Source organism: Kitasatospora sp. NPDC089797, assembly GCF_040684795.1.
GTDB lineage: Bacteria > Actinomycetota > Actinomycetes > Streptomycetales > Streptomycetaceae > Kitasatospora.
Genome location: NZ_JBFBGS010000009.1, coordinates 150,459 through 173,476, shown reverse-complemented (window position 1 = coordinate 173,476; position 23,018 = coordinate 150,459). Strand labels below are relative to the sequence as shown.

The window sequence follows — 23,018 nt, the reverse complement described above, 5'->3', positions numbered from 1 at the left end:
GCATGACGACGCCGTACGACGTGATCGTGCCGGCCGGCGGCGCGGCCCGGAGGCTCGGCGGGGTCGACAAACCCGGCCTCACCGTGGGGGAGACCAGCCTGCTGGACCGGGTGCTCGCCGCCTGCGGGGGCGCCCGGACCACCGTCGTGGTCGGACCGGCCCGGCCGACCGCGCGCCCGGGCGTCCACTGGACCAGGGAGCAGCCGCCCGGCGGCGGACCGGTCGCCGCCGTCGCGGCCGGGCTCGACCTGGTCACCGCCGACCTGGTGCTGCTGCTCGCCGCCGACCTGCCCTTCCTGGACCGGCGCACCGTCGACCGGCTGGCCGCCGCCCTCGACCGGGCCGGGGCCGACGCGGACACCGCCCTGCTGGTCGACGCGGGCGGCCGGGACCAGCCGCTCGCCGCCGCCTACCGCACCGCCCCGCTGCGCGCCGCGCTCGCCGGACTCGGCGACCCGGCCGGACAGCCGCTGCGCCGCCTGGTCGGCGGGCTGGCCGGGCTGCGGGTGGCCGACACGGACAACGTCGCCTACGACTGCGACACCTGGGAGGACCTGGAGCAGGCCCGGCGGCGCGACGGCGGCTGAACCGCCCGGGGCCCGGGGCGGCGGGGCCGACGGACGCCCGGCCTCACCGGGGCGGCCACCGGCCCGTGCGGGAAACGACGCGCCCCGCACACGGGGCGAACACCTCGGCGAAACCGCCGATCAGGCAGCATGGGCGCATGGAGCGCACGCTGGAAGACTGGATCGCCGAGGTCAAGGCCGACCTGGGCATCGACCTGGACGTGGACGTCCGGGGACTGCTCGACCTGGCCCGGGTGGTCGCGCACGGGGTGGCCCGGCCGGCCGCACCGCTGACCGCCTTCCTGATCGGCTACGCGGCCGCGCAGCAGGGCGGCGGCCCGGAGGCCGTCGCCGAGGCGGCCCGGCGCACCGCGGCGCTCGCCGAGCGGTGGACCCCGGCCGACGACGGCCCGGGGGAGCGGTGAGCACGGTCGGGCAGAGCACCGTGACCGCCCCCGCCACCGCGCCCGGCGTGCTGACCTGGCCGCAGGCCCGGGAGCGTGCGCGCCGGGCCGGGCTGCGCCCGCTGCCGGCGGTCGGGCTGCCGCTGGCCGAGACGCTCGGACACGTCCTGGCCGAACCGCTCGCCGCGCTCACCGACCTGCCGGCCTTCGACACCTCCGCGATGGACGGCTGGGCGGTGGCCGGACCGGGCCCGTGGCGGATCTCCGGCCGGGTGCTGGCCGGGCGCACCGAGGTCGGGCCGCTGGCCGACGGCGACGCCGTCGAGATCGCCACCGGCGCCCAACTGCCGCCCGGGGCGACCGCCGTGCTGCGCCGTGAGCACGGTCGCACCGACGGCACCCTGCTGCGCGAGCGCGGTCCGGAGCAGCTGACCACCGGCCAGGACGTCCGCCCGCGCGGCCAGGAGTGCCGCCGGGGCGAGGAGTTGCTGCCCACCGGCACGGTGGTCGGGCCGGCCGTGCTCGGCCTGGCCGCCGCCTGCGGCCACGACCGGCTCGCCGTGCGCCGCCGTCCGGTGGTCCAACTGCTGGTGCTGGGCGATGAGTTGATCGACACCGGAATCCCCGGGCCGGGGGTGGTCCGGGACGCCCTCGGGCCGCTGCTGCCGCCCTGGCTGCGCTCGTCCGGGGCCGAGGTGGCGGAAGTCCGCTGCGTGCGGGACGACTTCGGGCTGCTGCGGGACGCCCTGCGGCACTCCACCGCCGACGTGGTGGTCACCACCGGCGCCACGGCCGCCGGCCCGGTGGACTTCCTGCACCGGGCGCTCGCCGAGGCCGGTGCCCGGCTGCTGGTGGACGGCGTCGCCGTCCGGCCCGGACACCCCATGCTGCTGGCCGAACTCCCGGGCGGGCGCCACCTGGTGGGCCTGCCCGGCAACCCGCTGGCCGCCGTCGCGGCCATGGTCACGCTCGCCCTGCCGCTGCTGCACGCCCGCACCGGACGGGCCGCGACCGCCCCCGCGCCCGCCCCGGCGGCCGTCCCGCTGCCCGGGCACCCCACCGACACCCGCCTCCAGCCGGTGCGGCGCACCGCGGCGGGCGTCGTGCCGCTCGCCTTCGACGGGCCCGCCATGCTGCGCGGTCTCGCCCGGGCCGAGGCGCTGGCCGTGGTCCCGCCCGGCGGGGCGGACCGGGGCGAGACCGTCGAACTGGTGGAGGCACCGTGAACCGGGACCGGGAGGTGGCCGCATGAGCCGGCTGAGGCGGATCGCGGCGCCGGGCACCGAGCCGTGGGCGGACGCCGGGATCGTGCTGCCCGCCCGGCGCACGGCGCCCGCAGTGGCGCAGGTCGGCTCGCGGCTGCTGCTCGCGCTCGCCGTGCTGGTCGCCACCTCGGTGATCGTGTACCTCGACCGGAGCGGCTACCACGACAACGCGGGCGGCGAACTGAGCTTCCTGGACGCGGCGTACTACGCCACCGTGACGCTCTCCACCACCGGCTACGGGGACATCACCCCGTACAGCGACGGCGCCCGGCTCACCAACATCCTGGTGGTCACCCCGCTGCGCGTGCTGTTCCTGATCATCCTGGTCGGCACCACGCTGGAGGTGCTCACCGAACGGACCCGCCTGCAATGGCGGTTGAACCGCTGGAGGTCCACCGTGCGCGAGCACACCGTCGTCATCGGGTTCGGGACGAAGGGGCGCAGCGCCGTCGACACCCTGCTCGGACAGGGCGTGAAGGCGGAGGAGATCGTCGTCGTCGACCCGCAGCGCAAGGTGATCGAGAGCGCCTCGCAGCACGGCCTGGTCGGGGTGGTCGGCGACGCCACCCGCACCGACACCCTGGTGCGGGCGGCCGTTCCCGCCGCGGCCCGGATCGTGGTCGCCCCGGAGCGGGACGACACGGCGGTGCTGGTCACCCTGACGGCGCGCCAGCTAAACAAGGCCGCCACCGTGGTCGCGGCCGTGCGGGAGGACGAGAACGCGCCGCTGCTGCGGCAGAGCGGCGCCGACGTCGTGGTCACCAGCTCCAGTTCGGCCGGGCGGCTGCTCGGGCTGTCGATGCTCAGCCCGCACGCCGGGGCGGTGATGGAGGACCTGCTGACCTACGGGAACGGGCTGGACGTGGTGGAGCGGCCGGTGACCCGGGCCGAGGCCGGGCACAGCCCGCGCGAGTGCGCGGAGTTGGTGGTCGCGGTGGTGCGCGGTCGGCGGGTGCTCAACTACACCGAGCCGGAGGCCGCCGTGCTCCAGCTCACCGACCGGGTGATCGTCATCAAGTCCTCCGGGCCGGGCGGGGCCTGAGCTCCGAACCGCCGTACGGCGCAGTAGGTTCGGGGCATGCATGCGATGACGATTCCCGTACCCGGCGGCCCCGAGGCGCTGGTGTGGACCGAGGTCCCCGATCCGGTGCCCGGTGAGGGCGAGGTCCTGGTCGAGGTGGCGGCCACCGCCGTCAACCGCGCCGACCTGCTCCAGCGGCAGGGCTTCTACAACCCGCCGCCCGGCGCCCCGCCCTACCCGGGGCTGGAGTGCGCCGGGCGGATCGTCGCGCTCGGTCCGGGCGTGGCCGGCTGGGCGGTCGGTGACGAGGTGTGCGCGCTGCTGGCCGGCGGCGGCTACGCGGAGAAGGTGGCGGTGCCGAGCGGGCAGCTGCTGCCGCTGCCGGAAGGGCTGAGCCCGGAGCAGGCCGCGGCGCTGCCGGAGGTGGCCTGCACGGTGTGGTCCAACGTCTTCCTCACCGCGCACCTGCGGCCGGGCGAGACGGTGCTGCTGCACGGCGGTGCCAGCGGGATCGGGACGATGGCGATCCAGCTGGCCAAGGCGGTCGGTGCGCGGGTCGCGGTGACGGCGGGCAGTGCGGAGAAGCTGGCCCGGTGCACCGAGCTGGGTGCGGACATCGTGATCGACTACCGCGAGCAGGACTTCGTCGAGGTGCTCCGGGAGGCCACCGGCGGCGCCGGGGCGGACGTGATCCTGGACATCATGGGCGCCAAGTACCTGCAGCGGAACGTGGACGCGCTGGCGGTCAACGGGCGGCTGGTGGTCATCGGGCTGCAGGGCGGGGCGAAGGGCGAGCTGGACCTCAACGCGCTGCTGCGCAAGCGGGCGGCGGTGATCGCCACCAATCTGCGCGGGCGGCCGCTGGCGGAGAAGGCGGCGATCGTGGCGGCGGTGCGGGAGCACGTGTGGCCGCTGGTCGAGTCCGGGGTGGTGAAGCCGGTGGTGGACCGGGTGCTGCCGCTGACCTCGGCGGGCGACGCGCACCGGGTGCTGGAGGCGGGGGAGCAGGTGGGGAAGGTCGTGCTGACGGCCTGAGTGGTGCCGGACGGGGCCTGAGCGGGGCCGGACAGGGTCTGAGCGGGGCGGCCGGTGGTCCGACGTGCCCGGTCGGTCGGATTGTGTGAGGCTGGTCGGGAGCTGTCCCACCGCCGAACCCGCCCCCGGGCGTGGTCGGCCGTCGGAAGGACTCCGACCGTGGCCGCACCGCTGCACGCCGTCCTCGGGCCGCTGCCCGCCGCGCCGTACCACCGTCGTGACCGCTGTGACCGCTGTGCTGAGCGCCGTGCCCGTGGGGCCCGTCCGGGCGGTCGGGCCCGGACGGTGTTCGCGGCGGCCGTGCTGGGGCTGACGCTCCCGCTGGCCGCCGCCACCCTCGCGGCGGCGGAGCCCGCGCCGAGCGTCTCGGCCCAGGCGGGCGAGCGCCCGGCCCGGGGCGGCGACGAGGCTGCGGACGAGGCCGTGGGCGCGGACGAGTCCGCGGGCCGGGACCGGATCCAGGACGACTCCCAGGGCGTCGACGGGGCCTGGGTCGACGACGGTGCCGACGGCACCGACGGGAGCTGGGACGGCGCCGGGCCGCCCGGGCAGTCGCCCCGGGCCGCGCCGCCGCAGTACCCGGTGCCCGAGCGGTCCCGCCCGGACTTCGCCGAGTTCCGGGCGCACCGCCATCGTCCCGCTTCGGCGCCGGACCAGGCACCGGACCAGGTGCCGGACCAGGCGCCCGGGCAGACGGCGGAGCAGGCGCCGGACCAGGCACCGGACCGGTCCGTCGGGCAGGCCCCCGACCAGCCCCAGGACCAGGCCCAGGACCAGGCCCAGGACCAGGGCGCCGCGGTCGACGGCTCGGACCCGGACGCGTCCGCCCCGGCCGCCGATCCGGACACCGCCGCGGTGGCCGCCGGCCGGCCCGAGGCCGCGATCGTCCCCGCCGTGCTCCCGGCCCGCTGGCAGGACCCCTCCACCCTCCAGCTCCCGCTGGGCGTGGGGCTGGGGCTGATCGGCTGCGGCCTGGGCCTGGTCGGCGTGCGGCTGCGGAAGGGCTGAGGCGCGGGTGCGGGGGTCCGCGGTGCGGGTGTCCGGGGCACGGCGTGGAGATTCGGTGCGGGTTCCCGGCGACCTGCCCGGGGCGCGGGCCGGATTTCGCGGGGTGGTGGGGGAGCCGCCGGGGGCGACCGGGGCGACGGGCGCGACGCGGGGCGGGCGGGGGCGATCGGTCGTGCCGGGCCGGGAACTGAGTATCCGTACGGATTCCCGGGCGGGTGGCGGGGGCGTACCGTCGTCACGGGTGGCGCAGGACGGCGGGACGCACGGGGGCTTCCGCCCGACCAACCCCAGTGAGAGAGAATGTTGTTCATGACGAATCCGATGAACGAGCGCTCGTCGCAGGAGCCCTTCCGGGCCGCCGGCGGGCAGTCGCAGGACGGCCAGAAGGTGCTGATCGTCGGACCGGACGGCCTGCCCGTGGGCCAAGGGTTCGCCGGGGCGCCGATGGACGGGGACGACGACGCGGACGTGCCGCGCGAGCTCCCGGTGACCGAGATGGTCGAGCAGCCCGCGAAGGTCATGCGCATCGGCAGCATGATCAAGCAGCTGCTGGAGGAGGTCCGGGCGGCGCCCCTCGACGAGGCGAGCAGGGTCCGGTTGAAGGACATCCACGCCAGTTCGATCAAGGAGCTGGAGCTCGGGCTGGCCCCGGAGCTGGTGGCCGAGCTGGAGCGGCTCTCGCTGCCGTTCACCGACGACACCATCCCGACCGAGGCCGAGCTGCGGATCGCCCAGGCCCAGCTGGTGGGCTGGCTGGAGGGGCTGTTCCACGGCATCCAGACCGCCCTGTTCGCCCAGCAGATGGCCGCCCGGGCGCAGCTGGAGCAGATGCGGCGCGCGCTGCCGCCCGGTCTGCACGGCGGCGAGCCGGACGAGGAGGACCCGGGGCAGGGCCGCGGCATCCGTTCCGGCCCGTATCTGTAGGTCCGCCGGTCCCGTCGGGGGCGGGACGCACCACGACGATCCGCCCCGGACGGCCGGCCCGCAGCGCGGTGCCGGCGGTCCGGGGGCAGGGGTCGGCCCTGGACCGATCACCGTCGGCGGAAGCCGATACCCTGACCCCTGTCGCTGGCCGGTCGAGCCGCCGCGACAGGGGTTCGCCGGGCCAGCGGGCCGGGCCCACCACGCACGGACGAGACCGAACGTCACGGTTGCGGCAGCACCACCGCGCCGAGGGGGAGCAGAGCACCATGAGCGAGCACGGCAACGCGGCGGTCGAGGGCTCCTCCCTGGGCAACGGCCGCTACGTCCTGCAGCGGCTGCTGGGCGAGGGCGGCATGGCCTCCGTGCACCTCGCCCACGACAGCGTGCTGGACCGGCAGGTCGCGCTGAAGAGCATGCACAGCGAGCTGGGCCGGGACGACTCGTTCAAGGAGCGGTTCCGCCGCGAGGCCCAGGCCGTGGCCCGGCTGGAGCACCCGAACATCGTCACGGTGTACGACAGCGGCGAGGACGTCGCCCCGGACGGTTCCAGCACGCCGTACATCGTCATGCAGCTGATCGACGGCAAGGGCCTGCGCGAGGCGATCAACGAGGCGGTCGTGCAGTACGGCGCGATGCCGACCGAGGAGGCCCTGCGGGTCATCGTCGGGGTGCTGAACGCGCTGGAGGCCTCGCACGACATGGGCCTGGTGCACCGCGACATCAAGCCCGGCAACGTCATGTTCGACCGCAAGGGCAACGTCAAGGTCATGGACTTCGGCATCGCCCGGGCGCTGGAGTCGGGCGTCACCTCGATGACCCAGACCGGCATGGTGGTCGGCACCCCGCAGTACCTGTCGCCCGAGCAGGCGCTCGGCAAGCCGGTGGACGCCCGCTCCGACCTGTACTCGGTCGGCGTGATGCTCTTCGAGATGCTCACCGGCCAGCTGGTCTTCGACGGCGACTCGGCCTTCTCGATCGCCTACAAGCACGTCCAGGAGGAGCCGCCGGCCCCGTCCAGCCTGAACCGCTCGATCACCCCGGTGGTGGACGGGTTCGTGGCCCAGGCGCTGCGCAAGGACCCGGCGCACCGGTTCCAGAGCGCGGCCGCGATGCGGGACGAGGCGGAGCGGCTGATCGCGGAGCTCAGGGGCGGCGGCGCCGGGCACGCGCTGCACGCGAGCTCCCCGCTGGTGATCAAGGAGGGTCCGCGCTCGGTGCACGCGACGCCGCCGCCCCCGCAGGCGCCGCAGACCCCGCACCCGCAGTTCCTCCAGCAGGGGGGAGCGCCGCAGCACCCCCAGCACCCGCAGTACCGGACCCCGCCGCCCGCGTACCGGACCCCGCCGCCCGCCTACCAGCAGCAGCCGCAGTACCGGACGCCGCCGCCGGCCTACCAGACCCCGCGCCCGCAGGCCCCGCAGACGCCGCAGCCGCAGTACCTCCAGTCCGGGGGGCAGCGGCCGATGCACGCGCCCGGGCCGCAGCCGATGCCGCCGTACCAGCAGCCGAAGCCCAGCGGCGGCGGCTGCTCGACGGCCTTCGTGGTGATCGCGATCATCGTCGGCGTGCTGGTGCTGGCCGGCATCATCATCGCGATCGTGGTCAACAAGGCGCAGACCACGACCAACGGCAGGTTCCACTCCGAGCGCCCGGCGGCGGTCGTGCTGGTGGGTCCGCAGGCCGACCGGAACGGGCTGGTCTGACCGTTTCCCGCCGCTTCGCGCGTGTCACGGGTGCGCGTCGGAAGCGGTAGCGTTCGGGGATACGTAGGCGACAGGGCACCGCGATTCCGAGCGACCGCCCGGGGCGAGGAGCGATGGCACAGACGCAGCAGCCGGACGACGAGGCGGGTGCCCGCGCGAACGGACCGACCGGCGGTACGCCGCGGATCCCCGAGCCGGGCAGTGAAGCCGCGACCTCCGCGCTGCCGCCGTTCGGCGGGGTCGGCGGGCTGCACACCCCTGGCCGCGGGGTCCCGATGGGCACGGTCGGGGACGGCCGCTACCGGCTGACCCACCGGCTCGGCCGCGGCGGCATGGCCGAGGTGTTCGCGGCCGAGGACGTGCGGCTGGGCCGCACCGTCGCGGTGAAGCTGCTGCGCGGCGAGCTGGCGCAGGACGAGGTCGCCCGGGTGCGCTTCACCCGTGAGGCGCACGCCGTCGCGGCGCTGAACCACCACTCGATCGTCGCGGTCTACGACACCGGCGAGGAGTACGTCGGGGACGAGTCCACGCCGTACATCGTGATGGAGCTGGTCGAGGGCCGCACCGTCCGCGAGCTGCTGGTGGACGAGGACGCGCCGCCGGTCGACCAGGCGCTGATCATCATCGCGGGGGTGCTGGAGGCGCTGGCCTACAGCCACCGCAACGGCATCGTGCACCGCGACATCAAGCCCGCCAACGTGAGCATCACCAACGCCGGTGCGGTCAAGGTGATGGACTTCGGCATCGCCCGGGCGCTGACCGGCGGGGCCACCACGATGACCCAGACCGGCATGGTCATGGGCACCCCGCAGTACCTGTCGCCGGAGCAGGCGCTGGGCAAGGCGGTCGACCACCGCTCCGACCTGTACGCGGCCGGCTGCATGCTCTACGAACTGCTCACGCTGCGCCCGCCGTTCACCGGCGACACCCCGCTGTCGGTGGTCTACCAGCACGTCCAGGACCCGCCGGTGCCGCCGTCGCAGGCCAACAGCCGGGTGCCGCTCGGCCTGGACCCGCTGGTGCTGCGCTCGCTGGCCAAGAACCCGGACGACCGCTTCCAGGACGCCGACGAGTTCCGCGCCCACGTGCAGCACGCGCTGCGCGAGATGCACGGCGCGGCCGGGGCCGGCTGGGTCGGCACGGCCGCCGGGATGCCCGGCGACACCGGGGCCACCCAGGTGCTCCGGCCGGACCAGGCGGCGGCCACCCAGGCCTTCGGCGCGGTCGGGGCCGGCGACCAGACCTCGGTCATGCCGTACCCGGGGGCCGCGCACACCCCCGCGCCCTACCCGGGGGCGGGCGGCCCGTACGGCGGCCATGACGACCACGACGACCATGACGACCACGGTGACCACGGCGGGCGGCGGCGCGGGCCGTGGGCCTGGGTGGCCGGCGGGGTCGCCGTGCTGGTCGCGGCCGGGGCCGGGATCGCCTTCGCGCTCAGCGGCGGCGACGGGAAGGCGCCCGTCCTGCCCAGCACGCCGGAGCCGGCGGTCAGCGCCCTCGAACCGACCACGCCGGCCCAGAACGGCCAGTCGACCCAGCCGCCGTCGACCTCCGGCAGCCGGCGGCCCTCGCAGCCGGCCGACACCGGGACGTACGGCAGCAGCGGTGGCAACAACGGCGGCAACAACATGTCGCCGTCGCCGAATTCGGGCAAGCACTCGACCTCGCCGTCCCCGACGCCGAGCCACTCGGCCACCGCCAGCACCACGCCGACCGGCGGGACGAGCCCCTCGCCGTCCACGTCGACCGGCGAGGGCACCGGCTCGACCGCGCCGAAGCCGCCGCAGCCGTCGACGACGAAGTCGGCCGGTGGCAGCGGCGGCGGTGGCGCCGCGGGTGGCGCCGCGGGTGGTGCCGGTGGTGCCGGCGGCGGGGGCCCGCAGTCGGCCAACGGCTGACGGATCAGTTGGCGAAGGCGTCCAGGACCTGCTCGTACTCCTGGCACCACCACGCCAACTGGCCCGCGGAGGCGGGGTAGAGCGGGTCGGCCCGGTGGTCGGCCCGCTGGTAGCGCCACTGGAGCATCCAGAAGTCGTTCAGCCGCTCCCACCAGACCCGGTGGACGGCGGCGGCCACCTGCTCGGCGGTGGCGGCGCCGGACGCCCGGTAGGCCTGGGAGTAGCGGCGGACCCGGACCAGGTCCAGGGTGCCGGTGGTGCGGTCGTTGAAGAGCAGGGTGGCGGCCCGGACGGCCTCCTCGGCGCGTGGCTGCGGGCCCAGCTTGTCCCAGTCGAGCACGGCCGCGACCTGCTCGCCGTCCGGCTCCCCCGCGTACAGCAGGTTGAGGCCGTGGAAGTCGCCGTGGGTCCAGCCGGTGGGCGGGGTGGCGAGCGGATCGGGCCGGCGGTGGGCGTGTTCGGCGAGCAGTTCCAGCCGTTCGTCGAGCCGTTGCACCACCAGGGCGTCCAGCGCGCCGTACGGGCGGTGCTCGTGGGCGCGGCGCCGCAGGTCGCGGGCGAGTTCGGCGCTGTCCAGGGGGTCGGCGCTGCGGTAGCCGGCGGGTTGGTCGAGGGGGGCGCAGACCTCGTCGAGTGCGCCGTGCAGTCGGCCGAGCAGCGCGCCGAGTGCGTCGCACTGCGAGGGTTCGAGCTCCGTACCGTGCCGGTGTCGGCCATCGGTCCAGGGGAACAGCGCGAACAGCCGGCCGTCCAGGCCGGCCACCGTCCCGCCGCGTCCGGAGCAGCTCAGCGGGGGTGCCACGGGCAGTCCCAGGGCGTGCAGGTCGGTCATCGCGCGGTGGTGGGCGAGGATCTTCGGACGGTTGGCGGTGGCGGCGTCGACGTAGCACTTCAGGAAGTACGTTCCGGCCTCGGCGGTGACCCGGTAACCCCGGTTCAGCAGGCCTTCGGCGACCGGTTCGGCGGTCAGCAGCCGTCCCACCCGGAAGCGGGCCAGGACCTCGGTGAGTGCGCTGCGCGGGACCGGTGGACTGAGGGTCCCTATCGGCGGGGCGGAGACGTCGGGGCGGGCCGGGGCGCAGGCGAGGGTCTGGCTGAAAGTCACGTGCAGAGGTTATGGCCCCCTGGTGGGGGCCCTTGACAAACCGTCACATGTGTGAAGTGCCGTATCAGTACTGATGATCGGCTTGGTGCCGCGCCACGTACGCCGCCGCCTGGGTGCGTCGCTCCATGCCCATCTTGGCGAGCAGACTGGAGACGTAGTTCTTCACCGTCTTCTCGGCCAGGTGCAACTCGTTGCCGATCTGACGGTTGGTCATCCCCTCGCCGATCAGATCGAGGATCCGTCGTTCCTGCTTGGTGAGTTGGGACAGCCGTTCGTCCTCCTTCTCGCCACCGTCGCGCAGCCGGGCGAGCACCCGGCTGGTGGCGACCGGGTCGAGCAGCGAGCGGCCGGCCGCGACGTCCCGCACGGCGGTGATCAGGTCGGTGCCGCGGATCGCCTTCAGGACGTAGCCGGAGGCGCCCGCCATGATCGAGTCGAACAGCGCCTCGTCGTCCGAGAACGAGGTCAGCATCAGGCACTTGATCCCGGGCAGCCGGGACCGGATCTCCCGGCAGACCTCGACCCCGTTGCCGTCCGGCAGCCGGACGTCGAGCACCGCGACGTCGGGGTGGACCGCCGGGATCCGGGTGAGCGCCTCGGCGGCCGTGCCGGCCTCGCCGACGATCTCGATGTCGTCCTCGACGGAGAGCAGGTCGTGCACGCCCCGTCGGACGACCTCGTGGTCGTCGAGCAGGAACACCCTGATTTGTCCGTTATCAGTCACGTGCAAAGCCTCCCATATCACCCTACATAAGGCCTATCGTGCCCAGCAGGGGGGTGGTGGGTTCCGGCCACACCCGACCGAAACCGATACCGAGAACCCCCTTACGCACGGGCGTCCGCCCGGATAACGTGCGCTGGTGTCCTGAAGGCGCTCGAATTGAGAGCTGCGTCACGCCGACCGTCACCCCCACCCTTCCGACGGCGAGCCGGACGCGGCACCCTCGGGGTTGTCGGCCCTGAACAAGTAGGACGTCCTAGCGCAGGCGCGCCAAGGGCGGACGCTGGGTAACGTTCTCGTGAGGGACGCCGTCGGAACAGGATCACCACCTGCCACGCAGTAGGTGCGCACACCCACGCGCGCCCCGCGAGGCGGTGACCGGACCGGTCACCGGCGACCCCGGGCGGCCGGACAGACCGAGGAGTGAACGTGACCGTCAAAAGCACGGCGAGGGCTCGCAAGAAGGCGGCCCCCGCTGTTCCTGACACCCTCCGCGCCACGGGGACGGACGCCCAGCCGGAGCTCGTCCAGCTGCTCACGCCGGAAGGCGAGCGGGTCGAGCACCCGGACTACCCCCTCACCACCACTCCCGAGGAGCTGCGCTCCCTCTACCGCGACCTGGTGCTGGTGCGCCGGTTCGACGGCGAGGCGACCTCGCTCCAGCGCCAGGGCGAGCTGGGCCTGTGGGCCTCGCTGCTCGGCCAGGAGGCCGCCCAGGTCGGCTCCGGCCGGGCCATGCGCGCCGGCGACTACGCCTTCCCCACCTACCGCGAGCACGGCGTGGCCTGGTGCCGCGACGTCGACCCGCTGAACCTGCTCGGCATGTTCCGCGGTGTGAACCACGGCGGTTGGGACCCGAACGAGAAGAACTTCCACCTGTACACCATCGTGATCGGCGCGCAGACCCTGCACGCCACCGGTTACGCGATGGGCATCACCAAGGACGGCACCGACGACGCGGTGATCGCGTACTTCGGCGACGGCGCCTCCAGTCAGGGCGACGTCAACGAGGCCTTCACCTTCGCCTCGGTCTACAACTCCCCGGTGGTGTTCTTCTGCCAGAACAACCAGTGGGCGATCTCCGAGCCCACCACCACCCAGACCAGGATCCCGCTGTACCGCCGCGCCTCCGGCTTCGGCTTCCCCGGCGTCCGGGTCGACGGCAACGACGTGCTGGCCTGCCTCGCGGTCACCCGCTGGGCGCTCGACCACGCCCGCAACGGCAACGGCCCGGTGCTGATCGAGGCCTTCACCTACCGGATGGGCGCGCACACCACCTCCGACGACCCCACCCGCTACCGGGCCACCGAGGAGACCGAGGCCTGGAAGGCCAAGGACCCGATCCTGCGGCTGCGCACCCTCCTGGAGAAGGAGGGCCTGGCGGACGAGGAGTTCTTCGCCGCCGTCGACGCCGAGAGCGAGCAGCTGGGCCTGCGGGTGCGCGAGGGCGTGCGCAGCATGCCGGACCCGGACCCGACGCTGATCTTCGACCACGTGTACAGCGAGCCGCACGCGCTGGTCGATGAGGAACGGGCCGAGTACGTCGAGTACGCGGCCTCCTTCGAGGCGGGGGAGAACCACTGATGGCCGGTCAGCTGAGCATCGCCAAGGCGCTCAACGAGGCGCTGCGCAAGTCGCTGGAGAACGACCCGAAGACCGTCCTGATGGGCGAGGACATCGGCAAGCTCGGCGGCGTCTTCCGGATCACCGACGGCCTCCAGAAGGACTTCGGCGAGGGCCGGGTGATCGACACCCCGCTCGCCGAGTCCGGCATCCTGGGCACCGCGATCGGCCTCGCGCTGCGCGGCTACCGCCCGGTGGTGGAGATCCAGTTCGACGGTTTCGTCTACCCGGCCTTCGACCAGATCGTCTCCCAGCTGGCCAAGATGCACGCCCGCGCGCTCGGGCACGTCAAGATGCCGGTCACCGTCCGCATCCCGTACGCGGGCGGCATCGGCGCGGTCGAGCACCACAGCGAGTCGCACGAGGCGTACTTCGCGCACACCGCCGGTCTGCGGGTGGTCACCCCGTCCAGCGCGCACGACGCGCACTGGATGCTGCGGCAGGCCGTCGAGTCCGACGACCCGGTCATCTTCCTGGAGCCCAAGCGGCGTTACTGGGACAAGGGCGAGGTCGGGGACGCCCCCGACCTGGGACTGCACCAGGCCCGGATCGTCCGGCCCGGCACCGACGCGACGCTGATCGCCTACGGTCCGATGGTCAAGGTCTGCCTGGAGGCCGCCGCGGCCGCCGAGGAGGACGGCCGCCGGCTGGAGGTCGTCGACCTGCGCTCGCTCTCCCCGGTCGACTTCGCCACCCTGGAGGAGTCCGTGAAGCGCACCGGGCGGGCCGTCGTGGTGCACGAGGCGCCGGTCTTCCTGGGCATGGGCGCCGAACTGGCTGCCCGGCTCACCGAGAAGTGCTTCTACCACCTGGAAGCACCGGTGCTGCGGGTCGGCGGCTACCACTCGCCGTACCCGCCGTCCCGGGTCGAGGAGGCCTTCCTGCCCGACCTGGACCGCGTGCTCGACGCCGTCGACCGCGCGCTCGCGTACTGATACCGGGGAGCGAAGATGACCACCGAAGTTCGCTCGCTCCGCGAGTTCAAGATGCCCGACGTGGGCGAGGGCCTCACCGAGGCCGAGATCCTCAGCTGGTACGTCAAGCCCGGTGACACCGTCACCGACGGGCAGGTCGTCTGCGAGGTGGAGACCGCCAAGGCGGCGGTGGAGCTGCCGATCCCGTTCAACGGGGTCGTCGAGCAGCTCTTCTTCCCGGCGGGTGCGACCGTCGACGTCGGCACCGTGATCATCACGGTGGCGGTCGCGGGGGAGGCGGGGGCCGCGCCGGTCGCCGCTGCCGCGCCCGTCGCCGCCGTGCCGGCTCCGGCGCCGGCCGCCGAGGCGGAGCCGGAGCGGCGGGAGGTGCTGGTCGGGTACGGACCGCGCACCGGCACCGCCCAGCGCCGGGCCCGCCGGACCACCACCAGGACCGTCACCGCGGCCGCGCCGGCCCCGGTCGCGCCGGTGGCCCCGGTCGCCGTACCGGTCGTTCCGCCGGTGGCCGAACCCGCCTCCGATGAGCGGCCGTTGGCCAAGCCGCCGGTGCGCAAGCTGGCCAAGGACCTGGGCATCGACCTGCGGGCCGTCACCCCGACCGGCCGGGACGGTGTGATCACCCGCGAGGACCTGCACGCCTTCGCCGCGGCCCGGTCCACCGCTGCGGCCCCGGCCGTCGAGCCGGTCGCGGTCGAGGCGCCGGAGGCCGTCGTGGCGCCGCTGCCGGTGTCCACCGCGGGTGACGTCCGGGTGCCGATCAAGGGCGTCCGCAAGGCGACCGCACAGGCGATGGTGGCCTCGGCCTTCACCGCCCCGCACGTCACCGAGTTCGTCCAGGTCGACGTGACCCGCACCATGAAGTTCGTCCGCAGGCTCAAGGAGAGCGGCGAACTGGGCCGGGACGTCCGGGTCAGCCCGCTGCTGCTGGTCGCCAAGGCGCTGCTGGTGGCGATCAAGCGGCACCCCGAGATCAACGCCCAGTGGGACGAGGCGGCCCAGGAGATCGTGGTCAAGGGGCAGGTGAACCTCGGCATCGCCGCGGCCACCCCGCGCGGCCTGATCGTCCCGAACATCAAGGACGCCGGGTCCAGGACCCTGTCCGGGCTGGCCACTTCGCTCGGCGAGCTGGTCGAGACCGCCCGGCAGGGCAAGACCTCGCCGGCCGACATGCAGGGCGGCACGGTCACCATCACCAACGTCGGCGTCTTCGGCGTCGACACCGGCACCCCGATCCTCAACCCGGGCGAGGCGGCCATCCTCGCCTTCGGCGCGGTCCGGGAACTGCCGTGGGTGCACAAGGGCAAGGTCGTCCCGCGCCAGGTCACCACGCTCGCGCTCTCCTTCGACCACCGGCTGGTGGACGGGGAGTTGGGCTCCCGGGTGCTGGCCGACGTGGCCGGGCTGCTGGAGTTCCCGAAGCGCCTGATCACCTGGGGCTGACGACCCGCCGGACAGCCGGACACGACGAGGGGCCCTGTTCCGTACCGCCGTACGGAACAGGGCCCCTCCGTCGTACCCGTCGGCCGACTAGCGCTGACGGCGCAGGCGACGGACGGCGAGCAGCACGCCGGCCCCGAGCGCGAGCAGCACGGCGGAGGAGGTGGCGAGGAAGGTGTCGGTCCCGGCGGCGCCGGTGTGGGCGAGCTCCGGGGTGCCGGCCGGGGCGGTGGTCGCGGGGGCGGCGGTCGCGGGGGCGGTGGGGGCGGTGGGGGCGGCCTCGGCGGCGGTCTTCTCGGCGGTGGCGGTCTTCTCGGCGGCGGGCTTGGCCGGCGCGGGCTTGCCGGCCGGAGCCTGCCGGTCCGCGGCGTCGGCGGCGGGCGCGCTCCTGGGGTGGGTGACCTTCATGGTGTGGAGGTCCCAGGACTCCAGCGCGGACTTGTCGTTGGTGGCGTTGGTCACCAGCTTCAGCCCGGTCAGGTCCTTGGACGCGGTGGGGGCGAGGGAGATCCGGAACCAGACGTCCCTGCTCTGGTGGTCGGCCAGCGGCTGCGCCAGCCCGTCGGTCTCGGCGTCGATCCCGATGCAGCCCGCGTCGAGCTTGAGCGGCTCCCAGGCACCGTTCTGCTTGACCTCGATCCGCACGTCCTTGGTGTGCAGGGGGGTGCCGAAGGTGGTGGGGGCGAGGCCCAGCGCCGGGGCGGTCCTGGCGACGTCGGCTCCGGTGCCGTTGGACATCGACAGGCCGAACTCGGTCCAGCTGCCGTCCGTGGCGACGCTCTTGTCGTGGCCGAAGGAGAGGAAGTCCGAGAACGGCTCGGTCGGCTTGGTGGCCGTCTGGGTGCCGTCGTAGCGCTGGTCGCCGCAGGCCCAGCCGGTGTCGGCGGCGATGACCTGGACGCCGCCGGCGAGGACGGTGGCGGCGGCGAGGACGGCGATGCGGCGGCGGCCGGAGAAGGCGCGGTCGTTCTTCGCAAAACGGTTGATAACGGACGTGCGCATGGCGTGACTCCCCAGGGTCATGGCTCTGACGGTGTGGTGAAGACGACCGGCTCCACTCCTGTGAGTGGAAGCGCCCCCCGGCTCCGCCGGTCTCGCTCTCCGTGCCTTCACCCTGATAGACGTCCATCCCCGCAGGGGGTTGCAGGTGGATCGAAAAGTTTTTTCGGGAGCCCCCGCACGGGGTTCGGGATACTGCCGGAATGACGGATGAACTGACGATCAGCCCGGCAACGCGGTCGGGCGAGGGCGGGGAGTGTCGGTCGCTGCGGCGGGACCTCTCGGCGCCGGCACTGCTGGCCGGACTGGTCTGCGTCGCGGTGTCGTTCTCCGGGCCGCTGGTGGTGGTGCTCGCGGCGGCGGCCGCCGGGCGGCTGGACGCGCCGCACACGGCGTCCTGGATCTGGGCGGTGGCGATCGGCAGCGGGGTGAGCGGCTTCGCCCTCAGCTGGTGGACCCGGACGCCGGTGATCACCGCCTGGTCCACCCCGGGCGCCGCGCTGCTGGTGACCAGCCTGGGCGACTACCCGTACCGGGAGGCGGTCGGCGCGTTCCTGGTGAGCGCCGTGGTGGTGACGCTGTTCGGGGTGACCGGCTGGTTCGGCCGGCTGATCGCGGCGGTGCCGGTGGGGATCGTGAACGCGATGCTGGCGGGCATCCTGTTCTCCTTCGGCGCCGGGATCTTCGGCGCCGTGCACAGCGCGCCGGTGCTGGTGGTGGGCAGCTTCGCGGCCTTCCTGCTGGCCAAGCGGTTCGCGCCCCGGTACGCCGTGCCGGTCGCGCTGGTGGTCGGCGGGGTGCTCGCGGCGGTCACCGTCGGGCTGCCGCTGCACCCGGGCGCCGGCGGGCCGACCGTGCCGGTGTTCACGGCGCCGGCGTTCTCCTGGGCCGCGGTGGTGGGCCTGGCGCTGCCGCTGACGATCGTGGTGCTGGCCTCGCAGAACGCGCCGGGCCTCGGGGTGATGCGGGCCTTCGGCTACCGGGCGGACGACCGGCTGCTGATCGGGGCCACCGGCGCGATGTCACTGCTGGTGGCGCCGTTCGGCTCGCCGGGGGTGAACCTGGCGGCGATCACCGCGGCGATCTGCTCGGGCCCGGAGGCCCACCCGGACCCGCGCCGCCGGTACGTCGCCGGGATGTCCTCGGGCGTCCTGTACGTGCTGGTGGGCAGCTTCGGCGGGGTGCTGGTGAGCCTGTTCACCGGGCTGCCGAAGGAACTGATCGCGGTGATCGCCGGGGTCGCGCTGCTGGCCTCGCTGCAGGGCAGCCTGGCGGCGGCGGTGGCCGAGGAGCGCGGGCGGGACGCGGCGGTGGTGACCTTCCTGGCGAGCGCCTCGGGGATGAGCCTGTTCGGCATCGGCTCGGCCTTCTGGGGACTGCTCTTCGGGCTGGGCACCCACCTGCTGCTGGACCGGGGGTGGAGGCGGCGGAGCTGAGCCCCCGTAATTGATTGGTATGACTGGAACGATATGGATCGTTCGGCCAGGTCGGTGACATTTTCGTCCGTTGGTGGGGGCGACACGCCGGTCCGGGTACGTCTCCGCTCCACCACCCGGGCGACACCGGGTGACCGGAGCCCCGAGGACGCACCCGAATGCCTGCTGGCAACCCTGGCCGTCTCGTCCGGAGTCTGGCCGCCCTCGTGCTGGTGTCCACCGCCGTACTCCCGGCCGCCCTGGAACTGGTCGGCCCCTCGCCGTTCGGCGCGATCGGGGCCGGCGTCCCCGCCGACCGGGCGCTGCCGCCGCACACCGCGCTCCGCGCCGACCAGCGGACGGTCGCGGCCGCGCCGACCTTCGACATACGCCGGACCGGGGACCCGACCAACCGGATCACCCTGGTCCTGCTCGGCGACGGCTACACCGCGGACGAACAGGAGGTGTTCCGGCAGCAGGCCGACAAGGCCTGGCACTCGCTGATGGACATCGAGCCGTTCCGCACCTACCAGGGCTTCTTCAACATACGGCGGGTCGAGGTGGTCTCCCCGGTCTCCGGGATAGCCGAGTCCGAGGGCCGCGGCCGCCACCCCGCCACCCCGCTGGGCATGCACTTCTGGTGCGAGGGCACCGCCCGGCTGCTCTGCGCCGACGAGGGCGCCACCGCCCGCTACGCCGGGGACGGCGCCGGGCCGCAGTACCTGATCGCGCTGGCCAACTCGGCCGAGTACGGCGGCGCCGGGGGCACCGGGGTGACCACCCTGGCCGGGGGCAGCCCGGACGCCGGGCGGATCATCCAGCACGAGATCGGCCACACCGTGGGGGACCTCGGCGACGAGTACGACAGCGCCCCGGACGACGCCGACTACCCGAACCTCTCCACCCTCAACGCCGACGACATGCGCAAGAAGCAGACCAAGTGGTGGCGCTGGCTGGGCGCGGTCTCGCCGGACGGCGCCGGCACCGTCGGGGCGTACCGCAGCACCAACGGCCTCTACCGGCCCACCCCCGACTCGGTGATGCGCACCCTGGGCAGTGCCTACAACCTGCCCTCCCGCGAGGCGATCATCGAGGAGCTGTACCGCAAGGTCCGGCCGACCGACGCGCCGTCACCGCCGCCCGGCGAGGTCACCGGACGCCCCCGGCTGGACGTCCGGCCGCTGCCGCTGACCGGCACCCGGCAGCTCGCGGTGGACTGGAAGGTGGACGGCGTCCCGGTCACCCCGCCGCCCGCGGACACCGGCCGGCTGGACACCGCACTGCTGGACCTGGCCCCGGGCCGGACGGCGACGGTGACGGCGACCGTCCGGGACACCACCGACTGGGTGCGGGACGAGGCCTTCCGGGACCGCTACATGACGCGGTCGGTGTCCTGGACGGTCACCGGCTGAGACCGGGCGTCGGTTGGGGGCCGGGCGTCGGCGGGGAATCGGGCGTCGGCGGCGTTCGCGAGCTCACACCCCCGGGATCTGGGCCTCCCATCATGGGATGACTAACCTGGACGGACTATGACCGTGGAGCCCGCTCGTTCAGCCCCGCCCCTGTCCGTTCCCGCTCCCCGAGCCACCACCGAGCCCCCGGCGGCCGGTGCCCCCGCCGCGCCCGCGCCGCCCGGCGTTCCCGCGCCGCCCGGCGTTCCCGCGCCGCCCGGCGGGCGCGCGGCCTGGCTGGCCTGGTCCGTCGGCGCCAGCGTCTACATCCTGGCCGTCATCCACCGCACCAGCCTCGGCGTGGCCGGGCTGGACGCCGCTGAACGCTTCGGCATCGGCGCCTCGGCGCTGTCCACCTTCTCGATCCTCCAGGTGCTGGTCTACGCGGCCATGCAGGTCCCGGTCGGCCTGCTGGTCGACCGGTTCGGGCCGCGCCGGGTGCTGCTGCTCGGCGTGCTGCTGCTGAGCACCGGTCAGCTGGCCTTCGCCTTCAGCTCCTCCTTCGCCCCCGCGCTGGCCTCCCGGGCGGTGCTCGGCTGCGGCGACGCGATGACCTTCATCAGCGTGCTGCGGATAGCCGCCCGCTGGTTCCCGGCCGCGCAGAACCCCTTCGTCGCCCAACTGACCGGCCTGGCCGGGATGGGCGGCAACCTGGTCACCACCGTGGTGCTCGCCCAGGCGCTGCACAGCGAGGGCTGGACCCCGACCTTCACCGCGATCGCGCTGCTCGGCGTGGCGGTGTTCGCGCTGGTCGCGCTGCTCCTCAAGGACGCCCCGGAGGCCGTCCGACCGGTCGACCCGCCGACCGTCCGCCCGAAGATCGGCCGCCAGGTCCGCGACTGCTGGCGGGAGCCGGGCACCCGGCTGGGCCTCTGGGTGCACTTCACCACCCAGTTCCCCGGCAACACCTTCGCCCTGCTCTGGGGCCTGCCCTACCTGGTCCAGGCGCAGGGGATGTCCCGGGCCGAGGCCGGCGGGCTGCTCACCCTGCTGGTGCTCTCCAACATGGCCTGCGGATTCGTCTTCGGCCGACTGCTCTCCCGGAGCGCCCGGACCCGGATGCCGATCGTCTTCGGCGTCCTCGTGTCCACCGCGCTCGGCTGGGCGCTGGTGCTGGCCTGGCCGGGCGGCCACCCGCCGTTCTGGCTGCTGGTCGGGATCATCCTGGTGATGGGCGGCAACGGCCCGGCCTCGCTGGTCGGCCTGGAGTACGCGCGCGCCCGCAACCCGGTGGAACGGCTGGGCACCGCCTCCGGGATCGTCAACATGGGCGGCTTCATCGGCACGATGATCACCCTGCTCGGCGTGGGCGTGCTGCTGGACGGGCTCTCCCCGGTCGGCGCCGGCGAGTACTCGGCCGACGCCTTCCGATGGGCCTTCTGCTGGCAGTACGTGCCGTTGGTGGTGGGGACGCTGATGATCCTGCGGCTGCGGCGGAAGGTGCTTGCGGCCCATCCGTAGGGTTTCCGACCTGCAGAAACATCGAATGCATCACTTTTAATGATGGTTAACGGCCGTTGTCAGCCAAGGCGGCGCAGGACGTCGGCGACCTCCGTCGGGCGACCGTAGAGGCGGGCCCGGTCGATGATGCAGAGGACCGTGCCCTTCGGCGGCACGGTCGGCGACGGAGCCGGGTCGGCCGCCGGGGAGCGCTCCGTCGCGGCGTTCCGGAGCCGGATCAGGTCCACCAGCTTCAGCTTCGGGCACCCCGGAACGATCCGGCTGCCCCGGATCCCGACCCGTTCCCCGCCCGGGCAGGAGAAGTACGCGCCGAACGGCGGCCCGCCGTCCTCCTCCCGGCTCGGCAGGTGGAGGACCATCTCGCCGTGCCGGCAGTGGACCGTCCCGTCCGAGCGGACGGTCAGGCCGGGCCAGTCCTCGTGGTCGATCTCCGCCACGATCTGGACCTGCTGCCCGATCGCGTCGGCCAGGGTCTCCGCCATCCGCCGTTGCTGGGTCGGGACGTCGGTGTCGCCGCGGCGGACGGACGGGAGGAGGTCGCGGGTGACCCACTCCTGGAAGGGGCGTGCACCCGGTTTCCGCGACCGCATGACCAGCGTGTAGAGGCCGGCCTCACTGAGCACGTTGAGATGCGGATTGCCGCGCTCGTAGGGCTTCTCACCTGCAGAAACGTCTTTAGCCTTCGTAGTGGGAAGGCTAAAGAAGCGCGAGTTGACGACCCGTGCCTGGCCCTCGCCGACCACCTGGCGGACGCGGCTGGGGTTGATCCGCCCGAGCACCGCACACACGTCCGCCGTGACGAACCACGGCTCCCCGTCGATCATCACGACGCGGATCGGCTGCCCCGTGACCGGGAAGCTCGACCGCACCAGCACCATCCGTTCCTGCTGTCCCTGTTCGTCGTCCATCAGGACGCTCCTCCTTCTTCCGGGTGACGGTTGGACTACCCGGAGCAACGAGGCCGAACAGGTGAGGTGGCTGGTGCGAGGTTGACGCATGGATGCACGAGTGGTGCCGACCCGGCGCGCGGTCGTGCGTGTACGCCGGGTGGTGCGCGCCGTGGAGGTCAGATGGTGACGGCGAAGTTGGCCAGCACCCGTTCGGCCAGCTCCTGGTCGCCCTCGACGCCCACCGGGCCGGGCCGGCCGCGGCCGCAGGCCAGCCGGACGTACGTCTCCCAGTCCATCGTGAGCTGGACGTCGGGGGCCAGGGAGATCGACTCGTCCACGCTGCCGCGGCCGGCCGCGTCCACCCGCACGGTGCGCAGGAACTCGACCGGGCCGGTCACGTCCACCACCAGGGCCGTCCCGGCCGGGGCGCCGGCGGCGTGGGCGACGGCCTTCGGCAGGGACTGCAGCAGGAAGTCCCGGGCGACCAGGGCGCCGGGGGAGTCCAGGTTGCCCGGGGTCTCCAGGGCCCGGCGCAGGTCCTGCTCGTGCACCCAGACGTCGAAGGCCCGCACCCGGAGCAACTCGTGGTACGGGACGTCCCTGGCCAGCGGACCGGCCGGGAAGCGGGCCGGCTCCAGCGGGGTCTGCTTGGCGTTCCGCAGCGCCCGGGAGCGCCGGATGATCGTGTACTCCAGCTCGCTGGTCATCTCCAGCGCGGTGTGGCAGCGGCGCTTGTCGACCGGCAGCTCGACGTAGCGGGCGAACTCGGTGGTCACGTGGCGAAGGTCACGCGGCAGTGAGTGGATCGGACGGGGGTCGCCGAGCAGCTCGGACTCCACCGCGATCACGTGCGAGACGACGTCCCGGACCGACCAGCCGGAGCACTCGGTGGCCCGGTTCCAGGAGCCTTCGGGGAGGGGGGCCACCAGCTCCGATATGGACTCGATGCTCTGCGTCCACGCCTCCGTGTAAGCCTGCACGGTCTGGTTGTCCGTCACGGGAATCTCCGGCCCTCCGTCAGCTTTCCTACGCTCCGCGCCCGGCCGTCGCGGTCGGCCGGGATGGTCCGGCTTCCGGGCGCGCACGCTAACCGCACGTTACGCTGCCGGAAGACAGCTGGGCAGCGCTTTCGGGTGACGATCGTAGGTCTC

General features: G+C 73.9%; 18 protein-coding genes and 2 pseudogenes. 15 read left to right on the top strand and 5 right to left on the bottom strand.

The features are described 5' to 3' along the window. Positions 1–2 precede the first annotated feature (2 nt). The 9 genes and pseudogenes from AB0O91_RS09780 to AB0O91_RS09740 form a co-directional block, all read left to right on the top strand. A pseudogene (locus tag AB0O91_RS09780) lies at positions 3–575 on the top strand (NTP transferase domain-containing protein); the annotation flags it as partial. A gap of 116 nt (positions 576–691) precedes the next feature. Continuing rightward, positions 692–991 (top strand): annotated as a pseudogene (locus tag AB0O91_RS09775) (DUF6457 domain-containing protein); the annotation flags it as partial. Then, complete coding sequence (locus AB0O91_RS09770) at positions 988–2,196, top strand: molybdopterin molybdotransferase MoeA (RefSeq protein ID WP_363429755.1); 1,209 nt, start codon at positions 988–990, stop codon at positions 2,194–2,196. The pseudogene AB0O91_RS09775 and the gene AB0O91_RS09770, both read left to right, overlap by 4 nt. Positions 2,197–2,218: 22 nt before the next feature. Next, positions 2,219–3,277 (top strand): potassium channel family protein, encoded by a 1,059-nt coding sequence (locus AB0O91_RS09765; protein ID WP_363429753.1) that lies wholly within the window; start codon positions 2,219–2,221, stop codon positions 3,275–3,277. Positions 3,278–3,313: 36 nt separating this feature from the next. Further along, a complete protein-coding gene (locus AB0O91_RS09760; protein WP_363429751.1) occupies positions 3,314–4,291 on the top strand; it encodes an NAD(P)H-quinone oxidoreductase in 978 nt (325 codons plus the stop codon). A gap of 159 nt (positions 4,292–4,450) precedes the next feature. Next, on the top strand, positions 4,451–5,299 hold the full coding sequence (locus AB0O91_RS09755) for a hypothetical protein (RefSeq protein WP_363429749.1): 849 nt from the start codon (positions 4,451–4,453) through the stop codon (positions 5,297–5,299). Between the two features lie 309 nt (positions 5,300–5,608). Continuing rightward, complete coding sequence (locus AB0O91_RS09750) at positions 5,609–6,223, top strand: bacterial proteasome activator family protein (RefSeq protein WP_363429747.1); 615 nt, start codon at positions 5,609–5,611, stop codon at positions 6,221–6,223. A 266-nt stretch (positions 6,224–6,489) separates the two neighbouring features. Then, on the top strand, positions 6,490–7,926 hold the full coding sequence (locus AB0O91_RS09745) for a protein kinase (RefSeq protein ID WP_363429745.1): 1,437 nt from the start codon (positions 6,490–6,492) through the stop codon (positions 7,924–7,926). Between the two features lie 275 nt (positions 7,927–8,201). Continuing rightward, positions 8,202–9,830, top strand: a complete 1,629-nt coding sequence (locus AB0O91_RS09740) for a protein kinase (protein ID WP_363429822.1) — start codon at positions 8,202–8,204, stop codon at positions 9,828–9,830. Between the two features lie 4 nt (positions 9,831–9,834). Here the strand turns inward: AB0O91_RS09740 and AB0O91_RS09735 are convergent, their stop codons facing one another. Together AB0O91_RS09735 and AB0O91_RS09730 are read right to left on the bottom strand one after the other, a co-directional pair. Then, on the bottom strand, positions 9,835–10,935 hold the full coding sequence (locus AB0O91_RS09735; RefSeq protein WP_363429743.1) for a phosphotransferase: 1,101 nt from the start codon (positions 10,933–10,935) through the stop codon (positions 9,835–9,837). A gap of 64 nt (positions 10,936–10,999) precedes the next feature. Beyond that, positions 11,000–11,659 (bottom strand): response regulator transcription factor, encoded by a 660-nt coding sequence (locus AB0O91_RS09730; RefSeq protein WP_363429741.1) that lies wholly within the window; start codon positions 11,657–11,659, stop codon positions 11,000–11,002. Between the two features lie 420 nt (positions 11,660–12,079). Here AB0O91_RS09730 and pdhA point away from each other — a divergent pair, with 420 nt between their 5' ends. Genes pdhA through AB0O91_RS09715 form a run of 3 tightly spaced genes read left to right on the top strand, consistent with a single transcriptional unit; the run spans position 12,080 to position 15,654 of the window. Beyond that, positions 12,080–13,240 (top strand): pyruvate dehydrogenase (acetyl-transferring) E1 component subunit alpha, encoded by a 1,161-nt coding sequence (gene pdhA / locus AB0O91_RS09725; protein WP_363429739.1) that lies wholly within the window; start codon positions 12,080–12,082, stop codon positions 13,238–13,240. Next, positions 13,237–14,214 carry an alpha-ketoacid dehydrogenase subunit beta gene (locus AB0O91_RS09720; RefSeq protein ID WP_363429820.1) on the top strand — a complete coding sequence of 326 codons (978 nt, stop codon included), beginning with the start codon at positions 13,237–13,239 and terminating at the stop codon, positions 14,212–14,214. The genes pdhA and AB0O91_RS09720 overlap by 4 nt, the downstream gene beginning before the upstream one ends. Positions 14,215–14,229: 15 nt before the next feature. After that, positions 14,230–15,654, top strand: a complete 1,425-nt coding sequence (locus AB0O91_RS09715) for a dihydrolipoamide acetyltransferase family protein (RefSeq protein WP_363429737.1) — start codon at positions 14,230–14,232, stop codon at positions 15,652–15,654. Between the two features lie 87 nt (positions 15,655–15,741). Here the strand turns inward: AB0O91_RS09715 and AB0O91_RS09710 are convergent, their stop codons facing one another. Continuing rightward, complete coding sequence (locus AB0O91_RS09710; RefSeq protein ID WP_363429735.1) at positions 15,742–16,653, bottom strand: hypothetical protein; 912 nt, start codon at positions 16,651–16,653, stop codon at positions 15,742–15,744. Between the two features lie 200 nt (positions 16,654–16,853). Between AB0O91_RS09710 and AB0O91_RS09705 the strand changes: the two genes are divergently transcribed. The 3 genes from AB0O91_RS09705 to AB0O91_RS09695 all read left to right on the top strand — a co-directional run bounded on the left by AB0O91_RS09705 (position 16,854) and on the right by AB0O91_RS09695 (position 20,977). Further along, on the top strand, positions 16,854–18,086 hold the full coding sequence (locus AB0O91_RS09705; RefSeq protein ID WP_363429733.1) for a benzoate/H(+) symporter BenE family transporter: 1,233 nt from the start codon (positions 16,854–16,856) through the stop codon (positions 18,084–18,086). Positions 18,087–18,244: 158 nt separating this feature from the next. Continuing rightward, complete coding sequence (locus AB0O91_RS09700; RefSeq protein WP_363429731.1) at positions 18,245–19,477, top strand: M64 family metallopeptidase; 1,233 nt, start codon at positions 18,245–18,247, stop codon at positions 19,475–19,477. A 117-nt stretch (positions 19,478–19,594) separates the two neighbouring features. Then, positions 19,595–20,977 carry an MFS transporter gene (locus tag AB0O91_RS09695; RefSeq protein WP_363429729.1) on the top strand — a complete coding sequence of 461 codons (1,383 nt, stop codon included), beginning with the start codon at positions 19,595–19,597 and terminating at the stop codon, positions 20,975–20,977. 59 nt (positions 20,978–21,036) lie between these two features. On the opposite strand, the gene AB0O91_RS09690 is transcribed toward AB0O91_RS09695, so the two are convergent. Both AB0O91_RS09690 and AB0O91_RS09685 read right to left on the bottom strand, forming a co-directional pair. After that, positions 21,037–21,885 (bottom strand): Bro-N domain-containing protein, encoded by an 849-nt coding sequence (locus AB0O91_RS09690; RefSeq protein WP_363429727.1) that lies wholly within the window; start codon positions 21,883–21,885, stop codon positions 21,037–21,039. Positions 21,886–22,043: 158 nt separating this feature from the next. Continuing rightward, positions 22,044–22,865, bottom strand: a complete 822-nt coding sequence (locus tag AB0O91_RS09685) for a maleylpyruvate isomerase family mycothiol-dependent enzyme (protein ID WP_363429725.1) — start codon at positions 22,863–22,865, stop codon at positions 22,044–22,046. Positions 22,866–23,018: the final 153 nt, after the last annotated feature.